This window comes from Arenibacter amylolyticus (genome assembly GCF_002150785.1).
GTDB classification, from domain to species: domain Bacteria; phylum Bacteroidota; class Bacteroidia; order Flavobacteriales; family Flavobacteriaceae; genus Arenibacter; species Arenibacter amylolyticus.
Genome location: NZ_MTAZ01000068.1, coordinates 1 through 20,064, shown reverse-complemented (window position 1 = coordinate 20,064; position 20,064 = coordinate 1). Strand labels below are relative to the sequence as shown.

Annotated in this window: 9 protein-coding genes; 2 read left to right on the top strand and 7 right to left on the bottom strand. The window is 41.0% G+C overall.

Annotation, left to right across the window (positions count from 1 at the left end; genetic code table 11):
- Window positions 1-230: 230 nt before the first annotated feature.
- The 7 genes from BV214_RS16040 to BV214_RS16010 all read right to left on the bottom strand — a co-directional run bounded on the left by BV214_RS16040 (window position 231) and on the right by BV214_RS16010 (window position 13,653).
- Entirely contained in the window at window positions 231-929 is a 699-nt protein-coding gene (locus BV214_RS16040; RefSeq protein WP_086478515.1) for a fibronectin type III domain-containing protein, read from the bottom strand.
- Window positions 926-4,951 (bottom strand): discoidin domain-containing protein, encoded by a 4,026-nt coding sequence (locus tag BV214_RS16035; RefSeq protein ID WP_086478514.1) that lies wholly within the window; start codon window positions 4,949-4,951, stop codon window positions 926-928. The genes BV214_RS16040 and BV214_RS16035 overlap by 4 nt, the downstream gene beginning before the upstream one ends.
- Before the next feature lie 46 nt (window positions 4,952-4,997).
- Window positions 4,998-5,450, bottom strand: coding sequence for a DUF4488 domain-containing protein (locus BV214_RS16030; RefSeq protein ID WP_086478513.1), 453 nt, complete (start codon window positions 5,448-5,450; stop codon window positions 4,998-5,000).
- Window positions 5,451-5,658: 208 nt separating this feature from the next.
- Complete coding sequence (locus BV214_RS16025) at window positions 5,659-7,077, bottom strand: DUF4998 domain-containing protein (protein ID WP_086478512.1); 1,419 nt, start codon at window positions 7,075-7,077, stop codon at window positions 5,659-5,661.
- A 146-nt stretch (window positions 7,078-7,223) separates the two neighbouring features.
- On the bottom strand, window positions 7,224-8,423 hold the full coding sequence (locus tag BV214_RS16020) for a DUF5000 domain-containing lipoprotein (RefSeq protein ID WP_086478511.1): 1,200 nt from the start codon (window positions 8,421-8,423) through the stop codon (window positions 7,224-7,226).
- Window positions 8,424-8,537: 114 nt separating this feature from the next.
- Window positions 8,538-10,430 (bottom strand): RagB/SusD family nutrient uptake outer membrane protein, encoded by a 1,893-nt coding sequence (locus BV214_RS16015; RefSeq protein WP_086478510.1) that lies wholly within the window; start codon window positions 10,428-10,430, stop codon window positions 8,538-8,540.
- A 10-nt stretch (window positions 10,431-10,440) separates the two neighbouring features.
- A complete protein-coding gene (locus tag BV214_RS16010; protein WP_086478509.1) occupies window positions 10,441-13,653 on the bottom strand; it encodes a SusC/RagA family TonB-linked outer membrane protein in 3,213 nt (1,070 codons plus the stop codon).
- A gap of 583 nt (window positions 13,654-14,236) precedes the next feature.
- Here BV214_RS16010 and BV214_RS16005 point away from each other — a divergent pair.
- Window positions 14,237-18,367, top strand: a complete 4,131-nt coding sequence (locus tag BV214_RS16005; protein WP_176328540.1) for an ATP-binding protein — start codon at window positions 14,237-14,239, stop codon at window positions 18,365-18,367.
- Window positions 18,368-18,513: 146 nt separating this feature from the next.
- Entirely contained in the window at window positions 18,514-19,896 is a 1,383-nt protein-coding gene (locus BV214_RS16000) for a DUF3472 domain-containing protein (protein WP_086478507.1), read from the top strand.
- Window positions 19,897-20,064 lie beyond the last annotated feature (168 nt).

Here is a 20,064-nt window from a genome sequence, read left to right as displayed (position 1 = left end):
TAAAACCCTAGTACTCTTAAGCATAAAGAGAGCTAGGGTTTTTTTATGGAATGACTTGATTAATCCAGTGAAGACAACTTCTAATAAAAATGGCTTTAGCCTACCTTTTAATTTCGGTATGATTGCTAAAGCCATTTCAAAACATTTTTCAATAGTACGCTAAGGTCTTAGTTACTTCCTAGGCAGGTTAAGCGGAAAGAGTAGTTTGGAAACCTTCACGTAGGATACGGCTATTTCACCTTAAATTGAAAAAGATCGGAAGTAGAGGTGTTTCCTTGAGAATCTACGGTTGTAACTTTCCAGTAATACGTGGTTTCCTTTTGTACTGCTACATTTTCTAGTTTACTAAGAGTGATATTTTCCTTGTACAATTCAGGTGTTTTACTAACTCCAAAATAGATATCAAAAGCGCTAATATCATTGTCAACATCGCTGGCAGACCATTCTAAGGTAATCCCGCTTTCGGAATAGGGGAGTTCAACATTAATTTCTGGAGCTACCACCTCGGCCGGAAAAGGAGCATAGGACGATGCTGACTCACTGGCATTGTAAAATTTCCATGTGTCGCTTTCAGTTATTTCGCCAGAGACGCTGTTTTTAGAGATTATAAACCAGGAATACGCTACCCCTCGTTCAAGCTCTATGGGGAGTTCATTTTTAGAAGTGTTGTACCCCATACTACTCCCGGTAGATAGGTTTTTCAATTTCAGCTCATAAGCGTCCGTATGTAGGGAAGCTTCCCATTTAAAGTTGACGGTGCTTTTAGTCTTACTTTTCACAACCCCCTCTATACATTCGGAATTGTTTAACGGAAAAACAAGGCAAGCCGCTGTAGGGGCTACATTTTCTTCTTCCTTTGGGGTGTCTCCGCCCTTACTACAGGAAAGGGCGGAAAACATGATACATACAGCTAATATAAAACGTTTCATTTTTTAATTATTTTAAAGTTGTGCTTTCCCTCTTGGGTGGTTAAACGAACCGCATAGATGCCACTGTAAATGAACCCTACGTTAAGCTGTGCGGTTTTGTAATTCACTACTAGGCTTCTGGATAAAATTAGCTTTCCACTTTGATCAAATATCTCTAGCAACACTAAGTTAGAGTTGTCTTCGCCAAGGTTTAGGTATAAATAATCCTCCACAGGGTTGGGGTATACTAGAATTTGATTCTCTAGTATAATCTCTTTCTCAAATACCCCCTGGCAATCCTTCTCCGTGGTGACGCCAATTTTATTTATCCCGTCTTCTAATGGGAGTGTTAGCTCGCTTTCCGAGGTTTCCCATACTTTGTCATTGATCGAAACCTTGTAATTGGATCCATTGTACATTTTAAGCGATAAAGATTTAGTGCTTGCATCGTAGTACGACATAACGGCAATATCCTGTGGCTCACTGATTGCGATATCGTAACAACGTTTAAAATCGGGTTCTCCGTCTACCGTAAAGCATAGTTGGTAGGTACCCGATTTTAGGTCCGTAATTTCAAGGGTATCCGAAAAGTTATAGGTGTTGTTATAGTCAGTACCCACAAGGCTTGCTCGATATTGCAGGGTGGTTTTAGTACCTATTACCACCTTCCCGTTATCGCTACTTCTACAGGTCTCCGAAAATACTTCTACTGTAAAATTATTGGCGGGAAGCGAAAATTTAGTACAGCCATTAGCATCAACCACCGCACCAGGAGGGGTTTCCGGGCAATGGTCGTCTACATCTAGTACGCCATCATTATCATCATCGTCATCACAGGCATCGCCAATTCCATCTCCGTCAAAATCTGCCTGATCTGGATTGTCTATTCCCGGACAATTGTCTGCTAGGCAGCCTATAAAATCCAATTCCCCTATGGAGGCAAAAACCTGATTGTTAACCTCGGAGAGGGCTACTATTCTAAAATAACGACCCTTTATAGGCTCATCAAAATTTATGTGCTGCGAACTGGAGGTGTTGGGCCATTCTCCAGTATGAACAGGTTCTCCCCAGTTGGTGTTATCCAAACTGATATAAAGCTGATATTCCTTGATGCGTCCATTAGTGCCATGGATACGTGGTTGATAGGTAAACTTGCTTAGACTGTAGAAGTTGCCTAAATCTATTTGCAATTCATGAGGATAAGGGTCTGTACCAGTGCTCCAACGGGAGTGCCATATGGTATTGGGATCGCCATCAAAAGCGTTCGTAGCATGTCCGCCTTGATTGGTTTCCTCGCTGTTCACAAATAACAGTTTCCATTCATCCTTAGGAAGGAAAGCAGGATTACTACAGTCTGTAATGGACGGGCAAGTAGTGGTAGTTACCATTTCCTTAATGGTCTTGGAGTATACCTTGCCATTTTGGGTAACCGTCATGGTTACGTCGTACGTACCTGGGGCTCCCAATACTACTTTAGGATTTCGGATATTGGGGTCACTAATATAACTAGGTTGGGGGGTAATTTCCCATTGCCAGGAGGCCCCTTCGTGCTTTAGCATGGAATGATCGTCAAAATTGAGGGTGTCTAGCATACAATTGCTTAGTCCCTTTTCTACCCATGGGTTAAGCACGGGTTCAAAATTCTGGTCTTGCAGGAAACTCTCCCATACACCAGCTCCGCCAGCCACTCTAATTTTTGCATCTCTGTAAAAAGGCAAGGCTGTATTTACACTAAAGTTGGCCGGAAAATTATTAGAGAATAATGCCCAATCTGTCATGGAAGGAGTTCTATAGTAAATTTTTGAGGGAGCTCCCCCTCCTCTGGTGGTCACCAAATAAACAAGTTCTTCTCCGGTAGAACTAGGTTGTATTACCAAGACTTTGGTATTGGCATTGACGCTCCCCGAGATATCCTCCCAGTTATCGCCTCCATCGGTAGATTTAAAAACCTTCCCTTTGTTGGAGGTCCAGGTTCCATTGGCATAAGTAGCGTAGAGGGTATTTTCGTCATACGGGGATACCACCATGCTAATTCTTCCTTTCATCCCGCTTCCTCCAAATTCTGCACTGGTAAGCGTTGGTTTCCTAACCCAAGTAAGTCCGCCGTCCTCACTCTTATATAGCCCACTACCTCTAACATCTACATACATCACCTTTGGGTTAATAAAACTCACTTCTACCTCCATCACTAAATCTGTAAAGGTCTTTAGGGCAGAGAAGTTAACCCCCATATCATTGCTCATCCAAAGGGTATTGCCTTCCCCCATATAGAGTATTTCGTGGTAATTTGGATGATGAACCAAGCTTCCTCTATTGCCACCATATTCTAACATATTGGGATATTTGTTAAAGTGGAATCTACCTTCTGGAGCTCCTTCGGCAGTTTTTGGCAATATCCATCCTTGGCCTAAGTCGTTAAAAGCTACATGCCTGCTTTTTCCTTGTAAGACCCATCCTGTGGGAGATTCGGCGCCTCCCATTCTTAGGGCCTTATGCCCGTAGAAATCGGCCATTGCCGTATTTCCGTTGTGGTAGCGTCCTCCTACCACAATATCCTCATTCCATCCTTGGTCAAAACCCCACATGTCCGATCCTACCATGCCATTGATCAAAGGTTGGAAATCCGTCTCAAAGGCATCCTTGGAAAAGCTCAATCCGCCATCTGTGGCAACATATACGGTATCATCTGGCATCCAATAGATATCCTGGATATCCGGATGGATGCTAAATCGACCAAAGTAGCCGCCAATGGCATCAAAAGAGTTTCCACCGTCATTGGTTTTAAATAAAGTAGTGGTACCCACCATAAAAACATTTTCGTTGTTAGGTGATACTTCTAGCACAAGATCGTAATATCCCTGACCATTGTTATAGGGAAAAGCGGGGGTGTCACACTCAATGATCTCCGTCCACGTCCATGTGCCTGCGTTTAAAGTTCCTTTATAGAGTAATGGGGAATCCGTGCTAAGCATGGTGGTATACAAAATGTTGGTATTGGCAGCAGACATGGCCAACAATCCCCCAGAATGATCCGGAAGCGATGCTGGGAAACTTTCCATTTTGCTAAAGCTTATTCCTCCATTGTTAGAAGCGTACATTTCAAAATTTCCCAACTTATTTTTAGTCAACGCAAAGATGTTATTGGGATTCCCTGGCATTATTTGAAGATCGTAGGCGGTATTGGAAACCTTTTGTTGCCATGTAAGACCTGCATCCATACTAAGGTGAATTCCTTTATCGGAAGAAATGAAAATTTTGCTCGGATTTTCCTCATCTATAACAATATGGTTTACCCATAATTCCGAACTAAGGATAGGAGTCCAGGATTCTCCCCCGTCCAATGATTTATGAACCTGCCTAGAGGCAGCGGCATATACTATATGGTGGTTGGTGGGATGTACTGCGATACTGGTGATTCCTGATAGGAATAAGTAATCTGGCGCCATAAGGGTCCAGTTCTGTCCTTTGTCAGTGGATTTATTAATATACCCAGTTTCGGTTCCTGTATAGATGACATTGTGGTTAGATTTGGCCACGGCAACAGAATATACATTTACTTGCCATGGAGCTACACCAGGGATTTCAGGATTATTGGCCTCGTTTAGCCAGTAGGTGTTCCTGGGACCCAAAAAACTCCAATTGGAATTGGAAGTATCACTTCCTTTCAGACTAGTGGAAGGGCCTTTTTTTACTAAAGAGGCTTCTTTTTTTCCTGGTAAAGCTATGGTTCCGTCCGAAAGCACATAGTTGGTAACCACCCGTCTCCATATTTTGTAATATCTTTCTATAGGTGTTTTCCCAGGATCGGTCTCTTTATAGGCTTTATATCCGGCTTCTATCTCTTTATAATTTACCGGATATTGATAGAGTTTTTTGGCCCAATCAGGAAAGGACTCCTGATAGTTGGGTTTGTAGGTAATAATAATCCCAGGCAATTCATCATAGGGGGTGATGGGCAATTGTGCTTTACTATTCCCGATACCAGCAAGAAAAGCTAGGATTGGGATACACTTTTTTAAAAAAATTAAAACATCTTTTTTCATGATTCAGTGGGTGTAGTTGGTATTTGGGTTATCTGTTAAGCCTTATTTAATTACCTAAAGGCATGCGTGTCCATTTTTCATCAAACCAGTCTATTCCATTTGGGGTCCAGGAAATCAGTAAGGTTTTGCTATCAACTAATTCAAACTTAACCGTACTGTTTTTACCATTTAAATTGGGGTGTATGGTATGTGCTATTATTTGCTCCTCCAAAAGGTTTTTAGAGGTGATTTCATAGGTGCCATATTGTGCAATGGATGTATTGGCTGATGAAATTTCATTACCCCAGATAATAAAGGTGTAATAGGTGCCATTTGCGTTAATTACTTTATAATTTCCGGTCTTTACTTCTGTAAGTTTCCCTGTATTGGGGTTGGTTGCTCCGGTCTGCTCCCAGATTCCCACGATGGTATTGGATATGGGAACGTGAGCTTCATGGCTTTGTGCCGTTAGGGATGCCGAGAAACAAACAAGAAGTACTAATAAATAGATGTTTTTCATAGTAAATTAATTTTTAAATGTTACTCCATAGGGAAAGCCAGTTTCAGTTTTGTAATTGGTTGTTAGCTAAGTATTTAGGTGTTGCCTATTAGGTGAAAATACGTATGGAGTTAGCTTCTTTTATAGGTGATTAAAGGCCTTGCTAAAAGAAAAAAGGAGGGAATTATTCCCTCCCTTTTCTTATGCTGATTATATTTGATAGTTATGGCTACTCTAAACCATATACGTTTATTTCTCCTAAGAAGGCATAGAAATTAGGCCCTTCTACGGCTACATATTTAAAATATCTAGCGGTTGGGGTAGACGGTATGGCATATACCTGTCCCTCATTGGTAGTTGGGTCCATATTAAAAGTCCCTAAATCTGTCCAAGTTTCACCATCCAAACTCACTAGGAACTGATGTTTGGTCTGTCCCCGGCTATCACCTTGTCTACGGAAAGTCTCAAAACTCGCGATCGTTTTTTCTGCTCCCATATCTATAGTAACGTAATGTGGATATCCAGGACTGCCACCTGCCCACTGCGTATGCCAGAAGCTGTTAACATTACCATCTATAGTAGCGGATGCTACTCCATTGGGCGCCCCTTCGTTTGGTTCTTCGCTTGAAAAATCAATCACCGTCCAAGCAGATTTGTCTAATAATTGTGCTGGTTGCGGAGTTACGGTGTAATCCATAGGGCCAAAGGAGTTACCATAGGCGTCGGCCAAAGTAATATGTATGGTCTGTTCGCCTTCATCCATTCCAGAAATTATGGCTTCCCCATCTACCTCGGAGGATGTAACCGTTTGAGTTTTCACCACTCCATCTACAGTATACTCTACCGTGAATACCAAGACGCCACCTTCAGGGTTGCTCCAGTTCATTGCAACGCCTCCCAAAACAGGGGTAAATTGAAGGTTGTTAAGTATTTCACCAATAGCAGGAATAGTTAATTCTTCCCAATCCGATTCAAATTGGTCAATTGAGGTTTCCTCCCCATTCCTGGTTGCACTAGGAACGTAATAGGTACGGTAGTGAACGGAATGGTCCAAGGAGATATTCTCTAAAACCACTTCGGTTTCTTCTTTTGGGACCGATACAACCACTTCTTCGTTAGAGGTTGTTGTAAACTTAATTTCTGTATCCCTTTGAAGCTCGGCTCCGATAGCTAACACCACCTTCATATCGGTTTGATCCACCTCAACATGATTTATGGACCTTGGTTCTAAATTGGATCGGTACCTTTCTCCATAAGCGGTCCCAAAAGCAATAGAGGGAACGGAGGTGTTACCGTCAGAATCTTTACTAGTCACTTTAAACTCATAGCTATTCTCTTCCAACTCGGTAACTATAAGGGATATTGAGTCGGTATCTTGGGCCGATTTTTCATAGGGGAACACTTGTTGATTTTCTCCCTCATTCCAAGAAACTACAATCTCATTAACGGTGAAGGCTCCTGTAATATACCCCTTGATCTTTACTCGGTTTTTCCCTGAATAGGTAGACAAGGAGTCTACTTTGTTAGTATAGATAATTTCCCCATCCTTGATGTATTCTTCATGTACCTCGTTCATATCTTGACAAGACATGAAAACCCCAGTAACCAAAAGGAGAAACAATTTAAATGTATGATGTATTGTTTTCATCGGTTTTTATTTTTTGTTGATTTTTTTGTTTACACCTGCCAGACTACGTCCTTCAGGCGGGTGGATGTCGCCAGGCCTATCATTTCACACCAAATGGTTTCAGTGCGAAATGATAGTTGCTTTTGGCTCCTTTCACCATCTATTGGTTAATCGTTAACGACATTACCCCAGAAGGTTATCTGTGACGCGTTAATATATCCTGCACCGTCCCAAGTTTCGTGAAATGCAATTCTAAAGTATCTTATTTCGGGTACATCTAGTTCAAAAGTATACTCATCCCCTGCGTAGAAATGGGCTATATCTTCATCGGTATTCTGTCCAATTGGTAGGCCCGAGGGCTTTATAGATTCACAGTCCCTTAGTTTTATCCAATTATCTAAATTGTCTGGTTCTGCTGGCATCTCCTTAGCTCCATAAACAGTATATTTTTTTGGGTTTCCATGGGTGTAGGCATGACTAGTTCCGTGTGACGCTCTTTGATGTAGCACAAATCGGCTGAGTTTTACCGTAACCCCAAGGTCTATTGAATAAATTTGTGGATTGGGATGATCTCCCTGGGTATGTACAATAGTTTCCATTTTCTCGTCAAAGAAATGATAGTAATCGCCTTCCCATGCATCCCAATTTGTGTCATCGGCAAGGACAATTTTCTTGAACTTGGTCTTGTCCAAACGCTCCTCAAACAGGGGAGTGAGAGTTTTATCTGGGGTGGCCGGGTAAATGGTGTCCGTGGTATTTTCATACCGGTCTCTGATGAGCGCAGCAAACTTAGTGGGGACAGATTCAAAACCCCTTATGGCAGTACTGGATTCGGACTGGGAGGTGTAAACAGTCTGAATTTCTTTCCATTCCCCATTGTCCCCTTCCGTAAACAACAATATGGATATTGGAGTTTGCAGTTCATTGACCCACTCAAACCTGGCACCTCCAAAATCGGCCGTAATGCTCATGGACTCTTTAATAACATTTACCGGTGACTCCAAAGGCGCCGCAGTAAATACTACTGGCTCCGAAATGTTCTCGGACCGGTCCACAACATACACTTTAACAGTCCTTTCTGAGGTATCACCAAACCCTTCAATTACAAGCTTGTTTTTATAGGCAGATGCCCTTACCTCGGAGGTTTCCCCCTTAGAATTTGTATAGGTGGCTTTAACATACAGTACATCTTTGTCCGCAGGTAGATCGTAAGTGATGTTGAATCCGCCATTAATGGGTTCGTATTGTAAATTTTCTATTTTATTAGGCGCAACTGTGTCTTTGGTAGTTGGCAAGTGCTCGTAATCTTCTTCACAACCAGCCATTATTAAAAGGCCGATAAATAGGAGGCTAACTATTTTTTTCATTTGTTTATATTTTAAAGTTTTTGGTGGTTAGCAGTCCCGATTTGTATCGGGACTTTATAGCTAACTACTGGTTCAGTTTCTAGGTGAATTTGATTGAATTCCATAATTTAAGAATTACCAACCTGGATTTTGTTGTAGGTTGGGGTTGTTGATCAATTCTTCCTCCCTAATGGGCCACAAATAATCTTTTTGATTAAAAGTTGGGTTGTGTAGCACCCGTACGGTATAATAGTCATCAAGAGGGTTTACCAATACACTCCACCCTTTAATAGGCTTATTCATATAGTCTTCCAGCAATTTCCATCTTCTCAGGTCCCAATACCTATTTCCTTCAAAGGACAACTCAATTAATCTTTCCTGACGGATAATATCCCTCATTCCTTCCTTGGTTAAAGGTTTTCCAGGGTCTTTGGAATGTTGTGCCCAACTGCTTACCACACCGTCCAAGCCAGCTCTTTCCCTTACTAGGTCTATATAGCGGTACACTTCATTGTCCGGGGCAGATTTCACCTCATTCAAGGCTTCCGCATAATACAAGTAAAGGTCAGCTAATCTAATTATTGGAAAAGCATATCGGTACTCACTGAAGCTGGTACCGTTCCTTACGGTTGTTTTCAAATTGACCAATTTTTTGGGCCAATATCCGGTAACAGAATGGTTGTTAATCTCGAAGATAGAGGCAAACTCCCCTCTTCTTGCGTGGATATACCAGGGATCAGTATCCGATTCCCTTCCGTTGCCAAACCAAACTCCTCTATCAAAAGAAAGGTCCGAATAGAAACGCGTTTCTCTATTAAAGTTTAAGATAGCCGTTTTTTGACCGGGCTCTATATAATAACGATCCTTGTTAGTGGCTTGTTTAGTTCTATATCTATTGGTATAGTCATAGTTGATATCCTCATCTATAGGCACCCCATTTTCGGTATAATACATTTCCGCGATTCGTAGGGTAGGGGCATGGTTAGAGGCTACCGGGTTGGTCGTATACGGATATAATCTAGGCATAGATTGGAACTGAAGTCCCCAAGTACTTTCGGTAGACCCCCAAATTAATTCCTTGTTCCATCTTTCCGTAACCCTGCTTCTTAAAGCTGCCTTTAGTAAAGTAGTATCATTTTGCTCTAAGGGATCATTATAGTCCTCTTTTGTAAATAGTGAAATTCCCACACTTTCGGCCAAATCTATGGCTTCTTTGGCAGCATCTGCCGCCCTTTGCCACTTGGAGGCATCGTAGCTCGTTGGGAACATTGCTTTGCCTTCTGCATTCTTAAAACTGCTATACACAGGATTACCGTTGAATAGGGGGCTAGCATACTCCATTAAAACCCTCGTCTTTATGGCGGCAGCAATAGGCTTGGTGATTCGGCCTATTTCCTCATCCTCAAATTGAAGGGTCTCAGGAAGGCCAGCAATAGCTTTGTCCATGGTGGAAATTACGTATTCAAAAGATTCCTCCAAGGTGTTACGGGTAACCCTAGTATCCTCGGTAGAGGCAGAGACGGATATAGCCTCATCATTTATTACAATGGGTCCGTACATACGTAGTAAATAGAAATGGTAATAGGCTTTTAAAAACGTTACCTCTGCGGCCCACCTATCTTTAATGTACTGATCTACACCAGGTACACTCGCTACATTTTCCAAAAATATATTACAGTTCCTAATCCCGATATACAAGGATTTTCCACCATTTCGGCCTACCCAATAATCAAAACGTGGGTTGCTAATGTTTTGGAAGCCTTGGGCTATAGCAGGGCCATTAGAATTTCTTTGTGTATCTGGATACCATATTTCGTCTCCTGCGTTTAATGCGGGATTTTGATTTATCCCTGGTGCACTAGGTAAATAACTATAGCAGGTGGCCAAATACTTTTCCGCATTGTACCGATTGGAAAAAGCAAGGTCTATGGTGGCCAAGTTGTCTGGGACGATGTTCAAATATTCCTTTTCACACGATGTTAAGAGTGTTATGAAAAAGAAAATTAATAAATACTTATTATTTTTCATGATTGTTGTTTTATAAAGATATCTGAATACCTGCATTAATAACTCTTTGAACGGGATATCCTAAGCCATTGCCACCCATTTCCGGATCCCAAAGTTTAAATTGACTTATGGATAGTAAGTTGTTCCCAGTCATATAAATTCTAACTTGATTCATTTTCATTTTGTTTAGCAATTTATCCGGAAGGGTGTAGCCTATTTCCAGTGATTTTAATCTTAGGAAAGAACCGTCTTGCATAAACCAAGTACTCGTTTGGGTATTATTCCCTATGTTGGAAGTAGATAATCTAGGCCATTTGGCATAGATGTCCCTGTTGTTCTCAGACCAATAGCTGTCTGCCCATACCTGCAACAACTGGTTGTTTGCGTCTCCACCTGGCCAAACGTCCACAAAAGGTGCGGTGTTCCATGGATTAATCCAAAAAGACTCATTGGCCAAACCTTGGAAGAAGGCAGAAATGTCAAAGCCCTTATATCCTGCAGATACTCCAAAACCGTAAACAATTTCTGGAGTTGTGGGATTTCCGATCGGCACACGGTCTAATCCGGAAATTCTACCATCCCCGTTGATGTCCTTATACTTGATGTCTCCACCGGCATACTCACCAAAGGTCTGTACGGGAGAGTTGTTTACTTCCTCCTGATCTACAAACAATCGCTCTGCTACATAACCCCATTGTTGGTTAATAGGTTTGCCTACACGGGATAGCCATGGCGTATCCGAATAATCTGGCTCCTCTATCTTGGTGATTTCGTTGGTAGAATAGGTGAAGTTCGCCCTTCCCTGTATCCATAGTCCGTTAGAGAAACTGTTGTTATACACCAAGGATCCATCAATACCACGACTCTTAGCTTCACCAATATTAGCTCTTACACTGCTTTCTAATCCCATACTGGCCGTAACTATACGGTTTGCCAGAATATTGGTTCTATGCTCAGAAAAATAATCGGCTTCTAGGGTTAATTTGTCAAATAGCCCTAACTCCAATCCTAGGTTAAGCTTAGCTGCTGTTTCCCAAGTGATATTATCATTGGCATATCGCTGTATGGAAACCCCTGGGGTGAAATTGTCAAAATCAGTTCCAGTTGTAAATCCATAACGGTTGTCATTTAAATTTACTTGAGATAAGTAAAAGAATCGATCCGCAGCACTTCCAATTTGGTCGTTTCCTACCAGACCATAGGTAACTTTAAACTTTAATAGGGAAATGGCGTCCTTATAATTCTCAAAAAACTCCTCGTTAGATACAATCCAACCCGCTGCCAAGGATGGGAAGTAACCCCAACGTTCCTTTTTATGGAAACGTTCCGATCCATTATATCCGAAGGTAAACTCCCCAAAATATTTGTCGCGGCTAGAAAGTGTAAAACGTCCCGCCAGCCCCATATTTCTGTAGGGTAGGGATTCTTGTAAATTTCCGGCATTGGATATTCTTCTATTGTTCATAGTAAATACCAACATCCCGGAGACATCGTATAAATCGTTAATGTTTTTATTGTAGGTTAGGGAAGACTCCAAATAAGAGGATGAGGTCACAAATTTACCGGTTTCCTGATAACTTAAATACTCAGTACCTGTTTCCTCGTTTAGCGGAGTTAAAATCATATTATTGGTAATGGGGTTTATTCTTGGCTCATAGAAGAAAGGGTTGTAAGACCTGTTAATTCCATTACCAGACTCCCTGTTGGCATTTACCACTACCTTGGCCATAAGTCCATCTGTAATGGCAGCCAGATCTTGCTCCAATTCTATTTGGGAGATAATCTTGGAAGAACCAGACTCTCTATATCCTTTAACCATATCGGCATAAGGGTTTAGGTAGTTTCCATTGTCATAATTCCCAAAGAGGATGTGATTAATATAGGAATTGGTTTCATCCTTCTCGTAATAAGGTCTAAAGAGTACAGGATTACTCTGCATAACTTTTCTGTAAATTGCCTGACCCGACTCTAATGGTCCCACGTAGTCATCATAGTTTCCAATAAAGCTCATCTTTAATTTAGTAGTTTCGGACAGCGCAATATTGGTATTGGAGCGCAATTGAAATTGCTTGTAATCTATATTACTGTTAAAGTTGCTCACCTTAGGAACATTTAAAATACCATTGTCTTGGCTGGCTGCCAAGGAAACATAGTATTGAGCTACTTTACCACCCCCGTTAATACTAAAATTAAAACGCTTGTTGATGGTATAATCCTTAAACAATTCTTTTTGCCAATCCGTTGTTGGATATAAAATAGGATCAACACCTGCAATGGTCTTGTCTATTTTTTCTTGGGTATATCTGGAGATTCCTAAGGGGTCTCTAGTTTTAATAGCTTCGTTGTGCATTCTCATATAGGTAATGGGATCTGCGAAGTCTATATTCTGAGTGGCTTGGGACATAGAAGTCTCTATTCTTGCACTAATCCTTGCAGGCCCTTCCACACCTTCTTTGGTGGTAACATAGATAACTCCGTTAGCTCCACGTGCACCGTATAAGGAAGTGGCGGTGGCATCCTTCATAATGGAGAAAGACGCAATATCATCTGGCTGAAGTCGCGCTAAATCCTGGGTAGTTAATTCTACCCCGTCAATTAGAATTAACGGACTGTTTCCGTATCCGAAGGAAGTTACCCCCCTAATAAAGAATTGGGCATTGTCTGCACCAGGCTCACCAGTTCTTTGATACGCAATCATTCCCGCAACATTACCTGCTAAAGCGGTGGTTAAGTTACTAGAAGGGATTTTTAAATCTGCAGGCTTCACGGTAGAGACGGACGAAATTACACTGGCTTTCTTTTGTTTACCAAAACTTACAAGCACCACTTCATCCAGCGATTCCGCATCCTCTGCCAGAACCACATCAATGGTATCCTTGTCGCCTACGGTAACTCTTTTGGTTTGCATCCCCAAATATGAGAACTCCAAAATATCCCCTTCATTGGCTCGGATAGAATACTCTCCATCAAAATTGGATTGTACTCCACGGGTTGTCCCAAGGACCACCACGTTTACTCCGAATAGAATTTCCCCGTTCTCATCCCTAATGGTTCCTTTAATGGTTCTTGTCTGTTGGCTTATGGTGGGGTCGGTTGCGTTAGCAGTAACCGTACTGTGTGCATAAGTGCAGGGTAATAATAAAAAGGCCGAGAGTAAGGAGAAAAGTACCAGATTGTTCCTCCGCCTTCTTTTGGTAGGAACCAGCAATGGGCTCTCTTCATAGATTAATGCTCTTTTTTTCATGAAAATTGGTTTAATTTAATAATTGGTCAATTTTGATTTGGTTCATACTTGTTTTAGGTGTGTTCTTCATGTCATGGTTAATTGGGTTTGGTGTTGTAGGTTTAGTATTTTTTTTAGAGCAATCCGTTTTGGTAATAAGCCCATTCCACTCTCATGAAATGGGCATTCAAAAACTAACAAAACTTAACTCTAAACTATTTTTAATGAGATGAGGAATTATGGGGTATTTCTAAAGTCCACTTTTATAATTCCTATCTTACGCATATTGGATTTACCTTCCCACTGTGATTATCCAATTAGTGGGTAGGGTGGCGGTTCCAGTATAGGTGCGAGTCGTTTTATTTATGAAATCTCTTTTAAGGTTTATATTATGGTTTGATTGGGTCATTTATTTTGTGTTCAACAAATATTAAGATTGTGTTAAATAGTAAAGTGTCTTATTTTAGCGTTCTGAGGGTAAATTTTAGGAAAGATTGAGGCTTTGATGAATAATTCCCCCTTTTTGATGAATTTATCTCCTACTATGAACTAATTATTTAGGAATATTATGCGAGGTAGCTATCCCTGTATTTAAGAAATGTTTATGAATCATAGGAAATTGGAAGTCGTAAAACTGAAATGGTGTGTTAGTGCTGTGATACTATATTGGTATTCTGCCTTTGTTTTCGCACAAAGCCCATCCAATTTTGTTAGCCTTCCTTTTAATATAGACAACCAAAGTGTTAAGGTCACCCATTCTGTTCAGGACGAGCGTGGCTATGTTTGGTTGGCCCATGCCTCGGGGGTTTCCAAATACGATGGCTATAATTTTGAATTTATCCCTAAGGAACTCATTTTTAAAAGTGCTGCATCCTCCGATGAGGTAAAGGAGGTGTTTAAGGACCAACAGGGGACTGTTTGGGCCTTATCCCTAAAAGGGGAACTCTCCTTTCTGCAAAAGAACGGTACTTTTTTATCCTTAGATCAATATTACCAGGGTTTTGGAAAGAAGTATTCCATTGAAGTGGTGTATCCGGACCAGGAACGGATGTGGATGGCCACTAAGACTGGTACCATATATGCCTATGATCATAGACAAGGGACCATGGACAGTATAACGAGTGTTCCAACTACAGGACACGGCCGTTATGGTATAAGCTCTATGGCAGTGAGAAAATCCCGGCAGTTAATATTAAGTACCTATAGGGGGCCCATTTATGTATATGACATGGAAACTAAAACACGGGAAACATTGGAGTTTCCTTATAATACCTCTTTGTCAGACAATACCTTACTACTGTTAGATAAGCAAAATAGGTTGTGGATAGGGTCTTCCTATATTAGTTTGGGTATCTTGGTGTACGATTTTGATAAGAAGGCCTACGTTCAGAATTCGCTATTTAGGAACCGACCCAATGGTACAATCACGGAATTGTTCTCTGCCCTTTATTGTGATGTGGATGGCTATGTATGGCTGGGCACGGACGGCAATGGTTTATATAGGGTAGATCCGCTATCGGGTGAGGTGAATACCTACAAACACAACGATCGCAACAAGTTTTCCCTGAGTACCAATACCGTAATACATATAAATGAAGACCTTAGAAATAATTTGTGGGTGCTCACCAATTATGGAAATATCAATATTCTTAGAAAATCTGGGAGCCAGCTATATTACCATCCTGGAACGGAAATATTAAAACCTACGCGAATATTATCTTCCTTTAGAGCTAGTAACGGATCGCTCTGGGTAGGGACAGACGGTGAAGGCCTGTCCAAAATAGATTCCGAAGGTACTAAGAAACAATTTTTTAAGAACGCCCTAGACGAGAAAGGTTTTTATATCCATTCTATCAATGAAGATAAGGATGCCAATATTTGGGTGGGAACCTATCAAAACGGACTTCATATCTACGATAAAAGGCAAAAAAGGTTCCATAAAAAGGCCTTGGTAGACACTAATGGCCATAGTGTGCAGGATGTTAGATTTATATTTCGCGATTCCCAAAAAAGAATGTGGGTGACCACGGATCAGGGCTTGTTTGTATTTCTGGATGATAAAACCCTCCTGGCCAAATTTCAGAATTACTCTCATGGATTATTAGGTAGTATATCCCAAAGTATAGTAGAGGATAGCAGTGGAACTATTTGGGTAGCCCTAAATGGCGGTGGATTGTTTAGATTTAACGAGAACCAGATGGATTTTTCTAGATCTAACTTTAGTAGGTTCACTAATCTGGACGATAAGGAACTGACCAATAAAAAGAATGATATTCTGGCAATGTCCTGTGTGGGCGAGAATACCATTTGGGTAGTGTCCTTTGATGGCCGGTTGTTTAAATTTAGCATTGAGGAAAAAGAATTCAAAAGAGTAGAATTGAAGGGAGATTCTGATGAAATGATGAATAATGCACCCAATGACCCTGTTTTTAGATCGGTACTGCAGAAAGATGAAGATAATATATGGTTGGGGTCTACTACCGGCATTTGGCACTATAACAGTAAAGATTCCACAACCACGGTATATCAGGAACGGGATGGCCTACAAGATAATTTCTTTATGCAACGCAGTGCCCATAAAGGCAGAGACGGAAATTTCTATTTTGGAGGCCTGAATGGGGTCAACTATTTTAAACCAGGAATGTTACAGAAAGAGTCATTCTCAGCCAATTTGGTGATAGAAGGGTTAGAGATATTAAACCAACCCGCTATTTCTGTAGTTCCGGAACAGCTAAAAGAGGGACTGGAGAATATAGAAGAATTGACGCTCAACTATAATCAGTCATCATTTTCGTTTCGGTTCTTAGCCATGGATAATATACTTTACCCTAATTACAATTATGCGTATCGATTAAAGGGCTTTAATGATTCTTGGATAATTGCTGGAAAAGAACGCTTGGCAACCTATACCAACATTCCGCCGGGGAATTACGTTTTTGAGGTGCGGGCAGGTACCAAGACAGGAAACTGGGACGTAGATCAAAAGTCGGTTAACATACGTATTTCAGAACCCTTTTGGAACAGTGGATGGGCACATTTATTTTATGCTTTGCTCTTTATAGGATTACTATATGGGATTTATTTATGGATAAAACTTCGAAATAGATTGCAAGCGGAAGCGTTACAACGTGACCATGAAAAGGAATTGTACGCTTTAAAAATGAATTTTTTCGCTAAAATGTCCCATGAGATCCAGACGCCTTTAACTTTGATATTAATTCCGTTAGAAGATATGATGGCACGTGCGGTAAAAAGCGGTAATGAATTACTGCAGCAGCGTTTACAAATCATATCCAACAATGCAAAAAGATTGTCCAGGATTGTTTTTGAGCTAACCTCATTACGGGATAAGGAATTGGAGAAATTGGTTTTGCGACCCTCCCAGCTCAATATCATTGGCAACTTAAAGGAAATAGCCAGTGCCTTTAACGAGCAAGCTAAATATAAGGGAATTAACTTTAGCTGTAGTTACCCTAAGGAGGAGCTGGTTATGTGGTATGACAGAGATAAATTAGAGCATGTAATTTTTAACCTTATGTCTAATGCCTTTAAATTTACCCCGAAGGAAGGTACGGTGACAATGGAGGTAATACTAGATGAGAATGAGGAAAACATTACCATACGTGTTTCGGATTCTGGACCGGGAATTCCAAGGAACGAACTGGAAAATATATTTAAACTTTTCTATCAAGCAGATGCGGGGAAACAGAGCATGGGTACCGGAATTGGTTTGGCATTGACCAAAGAACTTGTTCATGTGCATAATGGAACCATAGACGTAAGCTCGGAGGTTGGTAAAGGAGCCTGTTTTAGTGTCTCCATACCTGTTTTAAAGGGGGAGGTGCTTGCAGCATCCACTAACGATAGGGAAGGTGTATTAGCACATTCCTATGCTACGGAAAATCTAGATTTTGAGCTTACCAAGCCAGAGGCGCCGTCCCAATCCTTAAATAAAACTTTATTGATTGTGGAGGATAATTTTGAACTTCAAATTTCCTTGCGCGATATGTTTATGAAGTATTATAAGGTGCTTTTGGCAGACAATGGGGAGGAAGGCTATACAATGGCTTTAGACCATCAGCCCGATCTTATTATTACGGATGTAATGATGCCAAAAATGGACGGAATAGAAATGAGCACCCATTTACAGCAAAATGAGGCAACCGCCCATATCCCGATTATTATGTTAACGGCCAAAAAGACCCATCAGAATAAATTGTTGGGCTTGCGAGCGGGTGCCATAGAGTTTATTGGGAAACCTTTTAAGATTAATGAATTGATATTAAAAGTGAATAACATAATTACCAAGAATGATCATTTGGTATTAAAGTATAAGAACGACCTCATAAGTACCCCTACGGTAGGTTCTCATAAATCCCAGGATGAAATCTTTTTGGAAAAACTGGTTTCGCTTATAGAAGAAGAAATAAGTAACCCAGAGTTTAAGTTAGAAGAGCTTTCAGACAAACTGAATATGAGCTACTCTTCCATCTACCGAAAATTTCAAAGTTTAACCGGAAAAAAGATAGTGGATTTTGTACGGACCATGCGACTGAAAAAGGCAGCTGTGCTCTTGGCAGACTGTAATTACCCGGTTTCGGAAACCGCATTTCTAGTTGGGTTTAACGACCCCAAATACTTCTCTAAAATCTTTAAAAAGGAGTATGGGGTTAGCCCGGCCAAGTATAGGGGTAAGACGGATCAGATGGACCCTATGCAACTAACAATCAAGTAGGCTTACATTAAGAGGAAGGATTTTTTATATAGATTTCTTTATGATTTTGGTGCTGATTTAGCTAGTTTTGAGGCTGTACTTGGCATTATTGCCAGCATACAGTAATTTCAAATTACCAATCTTCAATAAAAAAATCAATAGTATTTATGAATAAGAAATTATCCTTCTGCTTAGAAAGGTGGGCAGCCAATTCATGGGTGAAAACTAACAAGCTTGGCTCATTAATCGCCCTTGGCGCCCTGTTGGTGTTAGGTGCTTCCTGTAACTCCTTGCCCAAAAAGGAGAGGAATCAAGAAGAAACAGGCTCTTTAGAATTGCCAATTGCTATTGAACCAGGTGGTAATAGCTGGGTTGTAAACAACCTACAGCAGAGTCACGAGCTTATTTCCAATGCCGGAATAGAGAATTGGACCAACCCGGACGACATTATAAGGACTTATTTTAAAACTGGGGTTGCCGGAGAGCTGAAACTTGGTTTAAAATTAAGGGTACTAGACGGAAAATCTACACTGCGTGTAAGCGTGGGGGATGAAACTAAAACCATTGAAGTATCTAATGGCGAATGGGAAACTGTGGCGGTAGGTAACTTCAATATAAAAAAGTCTGGGTATCATTTTGTAGAGATTCAAGGGATTGAAAAAACAGGGGAGGTCTTTGCGGAAATCGAGGAAGTGCTGGTTGGAGGATCGGCCACAGAGGGAGCGTTCACCTATGTGAAGGAAGATTTTTACTGGGGACGTAGGGGGCCATCGGTGCACTTGTCCTATACCGCTCCTGAAGGGAGGGATATACATTGGTTTTATAATGAGATTACCGTACCAGAGGGGGAAGATGTCATCGGCACTTTTTATATGGCCAATGGCTTTGGGGAAGGATATTTTGGGATGCAGGTTAATTCTCCAACAGAGCGAAGGGTGCTATTTTCCGTTTGGAGTCCCTACGAGACCCAAGACCCAAATGAAATTCCAGACGAGTATAAAATAATCCTTTTAGGAAAAGGCGATGGGGTCACTACAGGTGAATTTGGGAATGAAGGTTCGGGCGGACAAAGTTATAAGGTGTTCAACTGGAAAGCTGGTAATACCTACCGATTTTTATTGAAGGGAGAACCCACTAACAACAACTCTACCGATTATACGGCTTACTTTTATGATACTGAATCGGCAAATTGGAGTTTAATAGCCAGTTTTAGAAGGCCCCATACCAATACTTATCTAAAAAGACCACATTCCTTTTTGGAGAATTTCAGGACAGAAATGGGAGCCGTCTCCAGAATGGCACATTACGGTAATCAATGGATACTGGATACCAATGGGGAGTGGCACGAACTTACCGAAGCCAAATTTACCGCCGATGCAACTGCGAGAAAAGGATCTCGTGATGATTATGCTGGAGGTGCCGTGGGAAACACATTCTATATGAAAAACTGTGGCTTCTTTGATGAAATGACCACGGTAGATACCTTCCATGAGAGAACTCCCAATGGAACTCCTCCAAATATAGACTTCTCTTCCTTAGAGAAACCGTGATAGGGAGGGTGAGCAATTTGGAAATGGAGTCAATTTGTAAATGTACCAATGTACCAATGAGTTAATTTGGAGATTTGGAAATGTGTTAATTGGGTTAATCGAAATATAGCTTCCACAGCTCATGCCTATCGGTAGGGAAATCAGCCATTGAGTTGTGGGAGATTGAGC

Excerpts from the sequence above, each read along its gene's own strand:
- BV214_RS16030 (WP_086478513.1), bottom strand. The coding sequence starts at position 5,450 with ATGAAAAACATCTATTTATTAGTACTTCTTGTTTGTTTCTCGGCATCC.
- BV214_RS16015 (WP_086478510.1), bottom strand. The coding sequence starts at position 10,430 with ATGAAAAATAATAAGTATTTATTAATTTTCTTTTTCATAACACTCTTA.
- BV214_RS16040 (WP_086478515.1), bottom strand. The coding sequence starts at position 929 with ATGAAACGTTTTATATTAGCTGTATGTATCATGTTTTCCGCCCTTTCC.
- BV214_RS16010 (WP_086478509.1), bottom strand. The coding sequence starts at position 13,653 with ATGAAAAAAAGAGCATTAATCTATGAAGAGAGCCCATTGCTGGTTCCT.
- BV214_RS16005 (WP_176328540.1), top strand. The coding sequence starts at position 14,237 with ATGAATCATAGGAAATTGGAAGTCGTAAAACTGAAATGGTGTGTTAGT.
- BV214_RS16025 (WP_086478512.1), bottom strand. The coding sequence starts at position 7,077 with ATGAAAACAATACATCATACATTTAAATTGTTTCTCCTTTTGGTTACT.
- BV214_RS16020 (WP_086478511.1), bottom strand. The coding sequence starts at position 8,423 with ATGAAAAAAATAGTTAGCCTCCTATTTATCGGCCTTTTAATAATGGCT.
- BV214_RS16035 (WP_086478514.1), bottom strand. The coding sequence starts at position 4,951 with ATGAAAAAAGATGTTTTAATTTTTTTAAAAAAGTGTATCCCAATCCTA.
- BV214_RS16000 (WP_086478507.1), top strand. The coding sequence starts at position 18,514 with ATGAATAAGAAATTATCCTTCTGCTTAGAAAGGTGGGCAGCCAATTCA.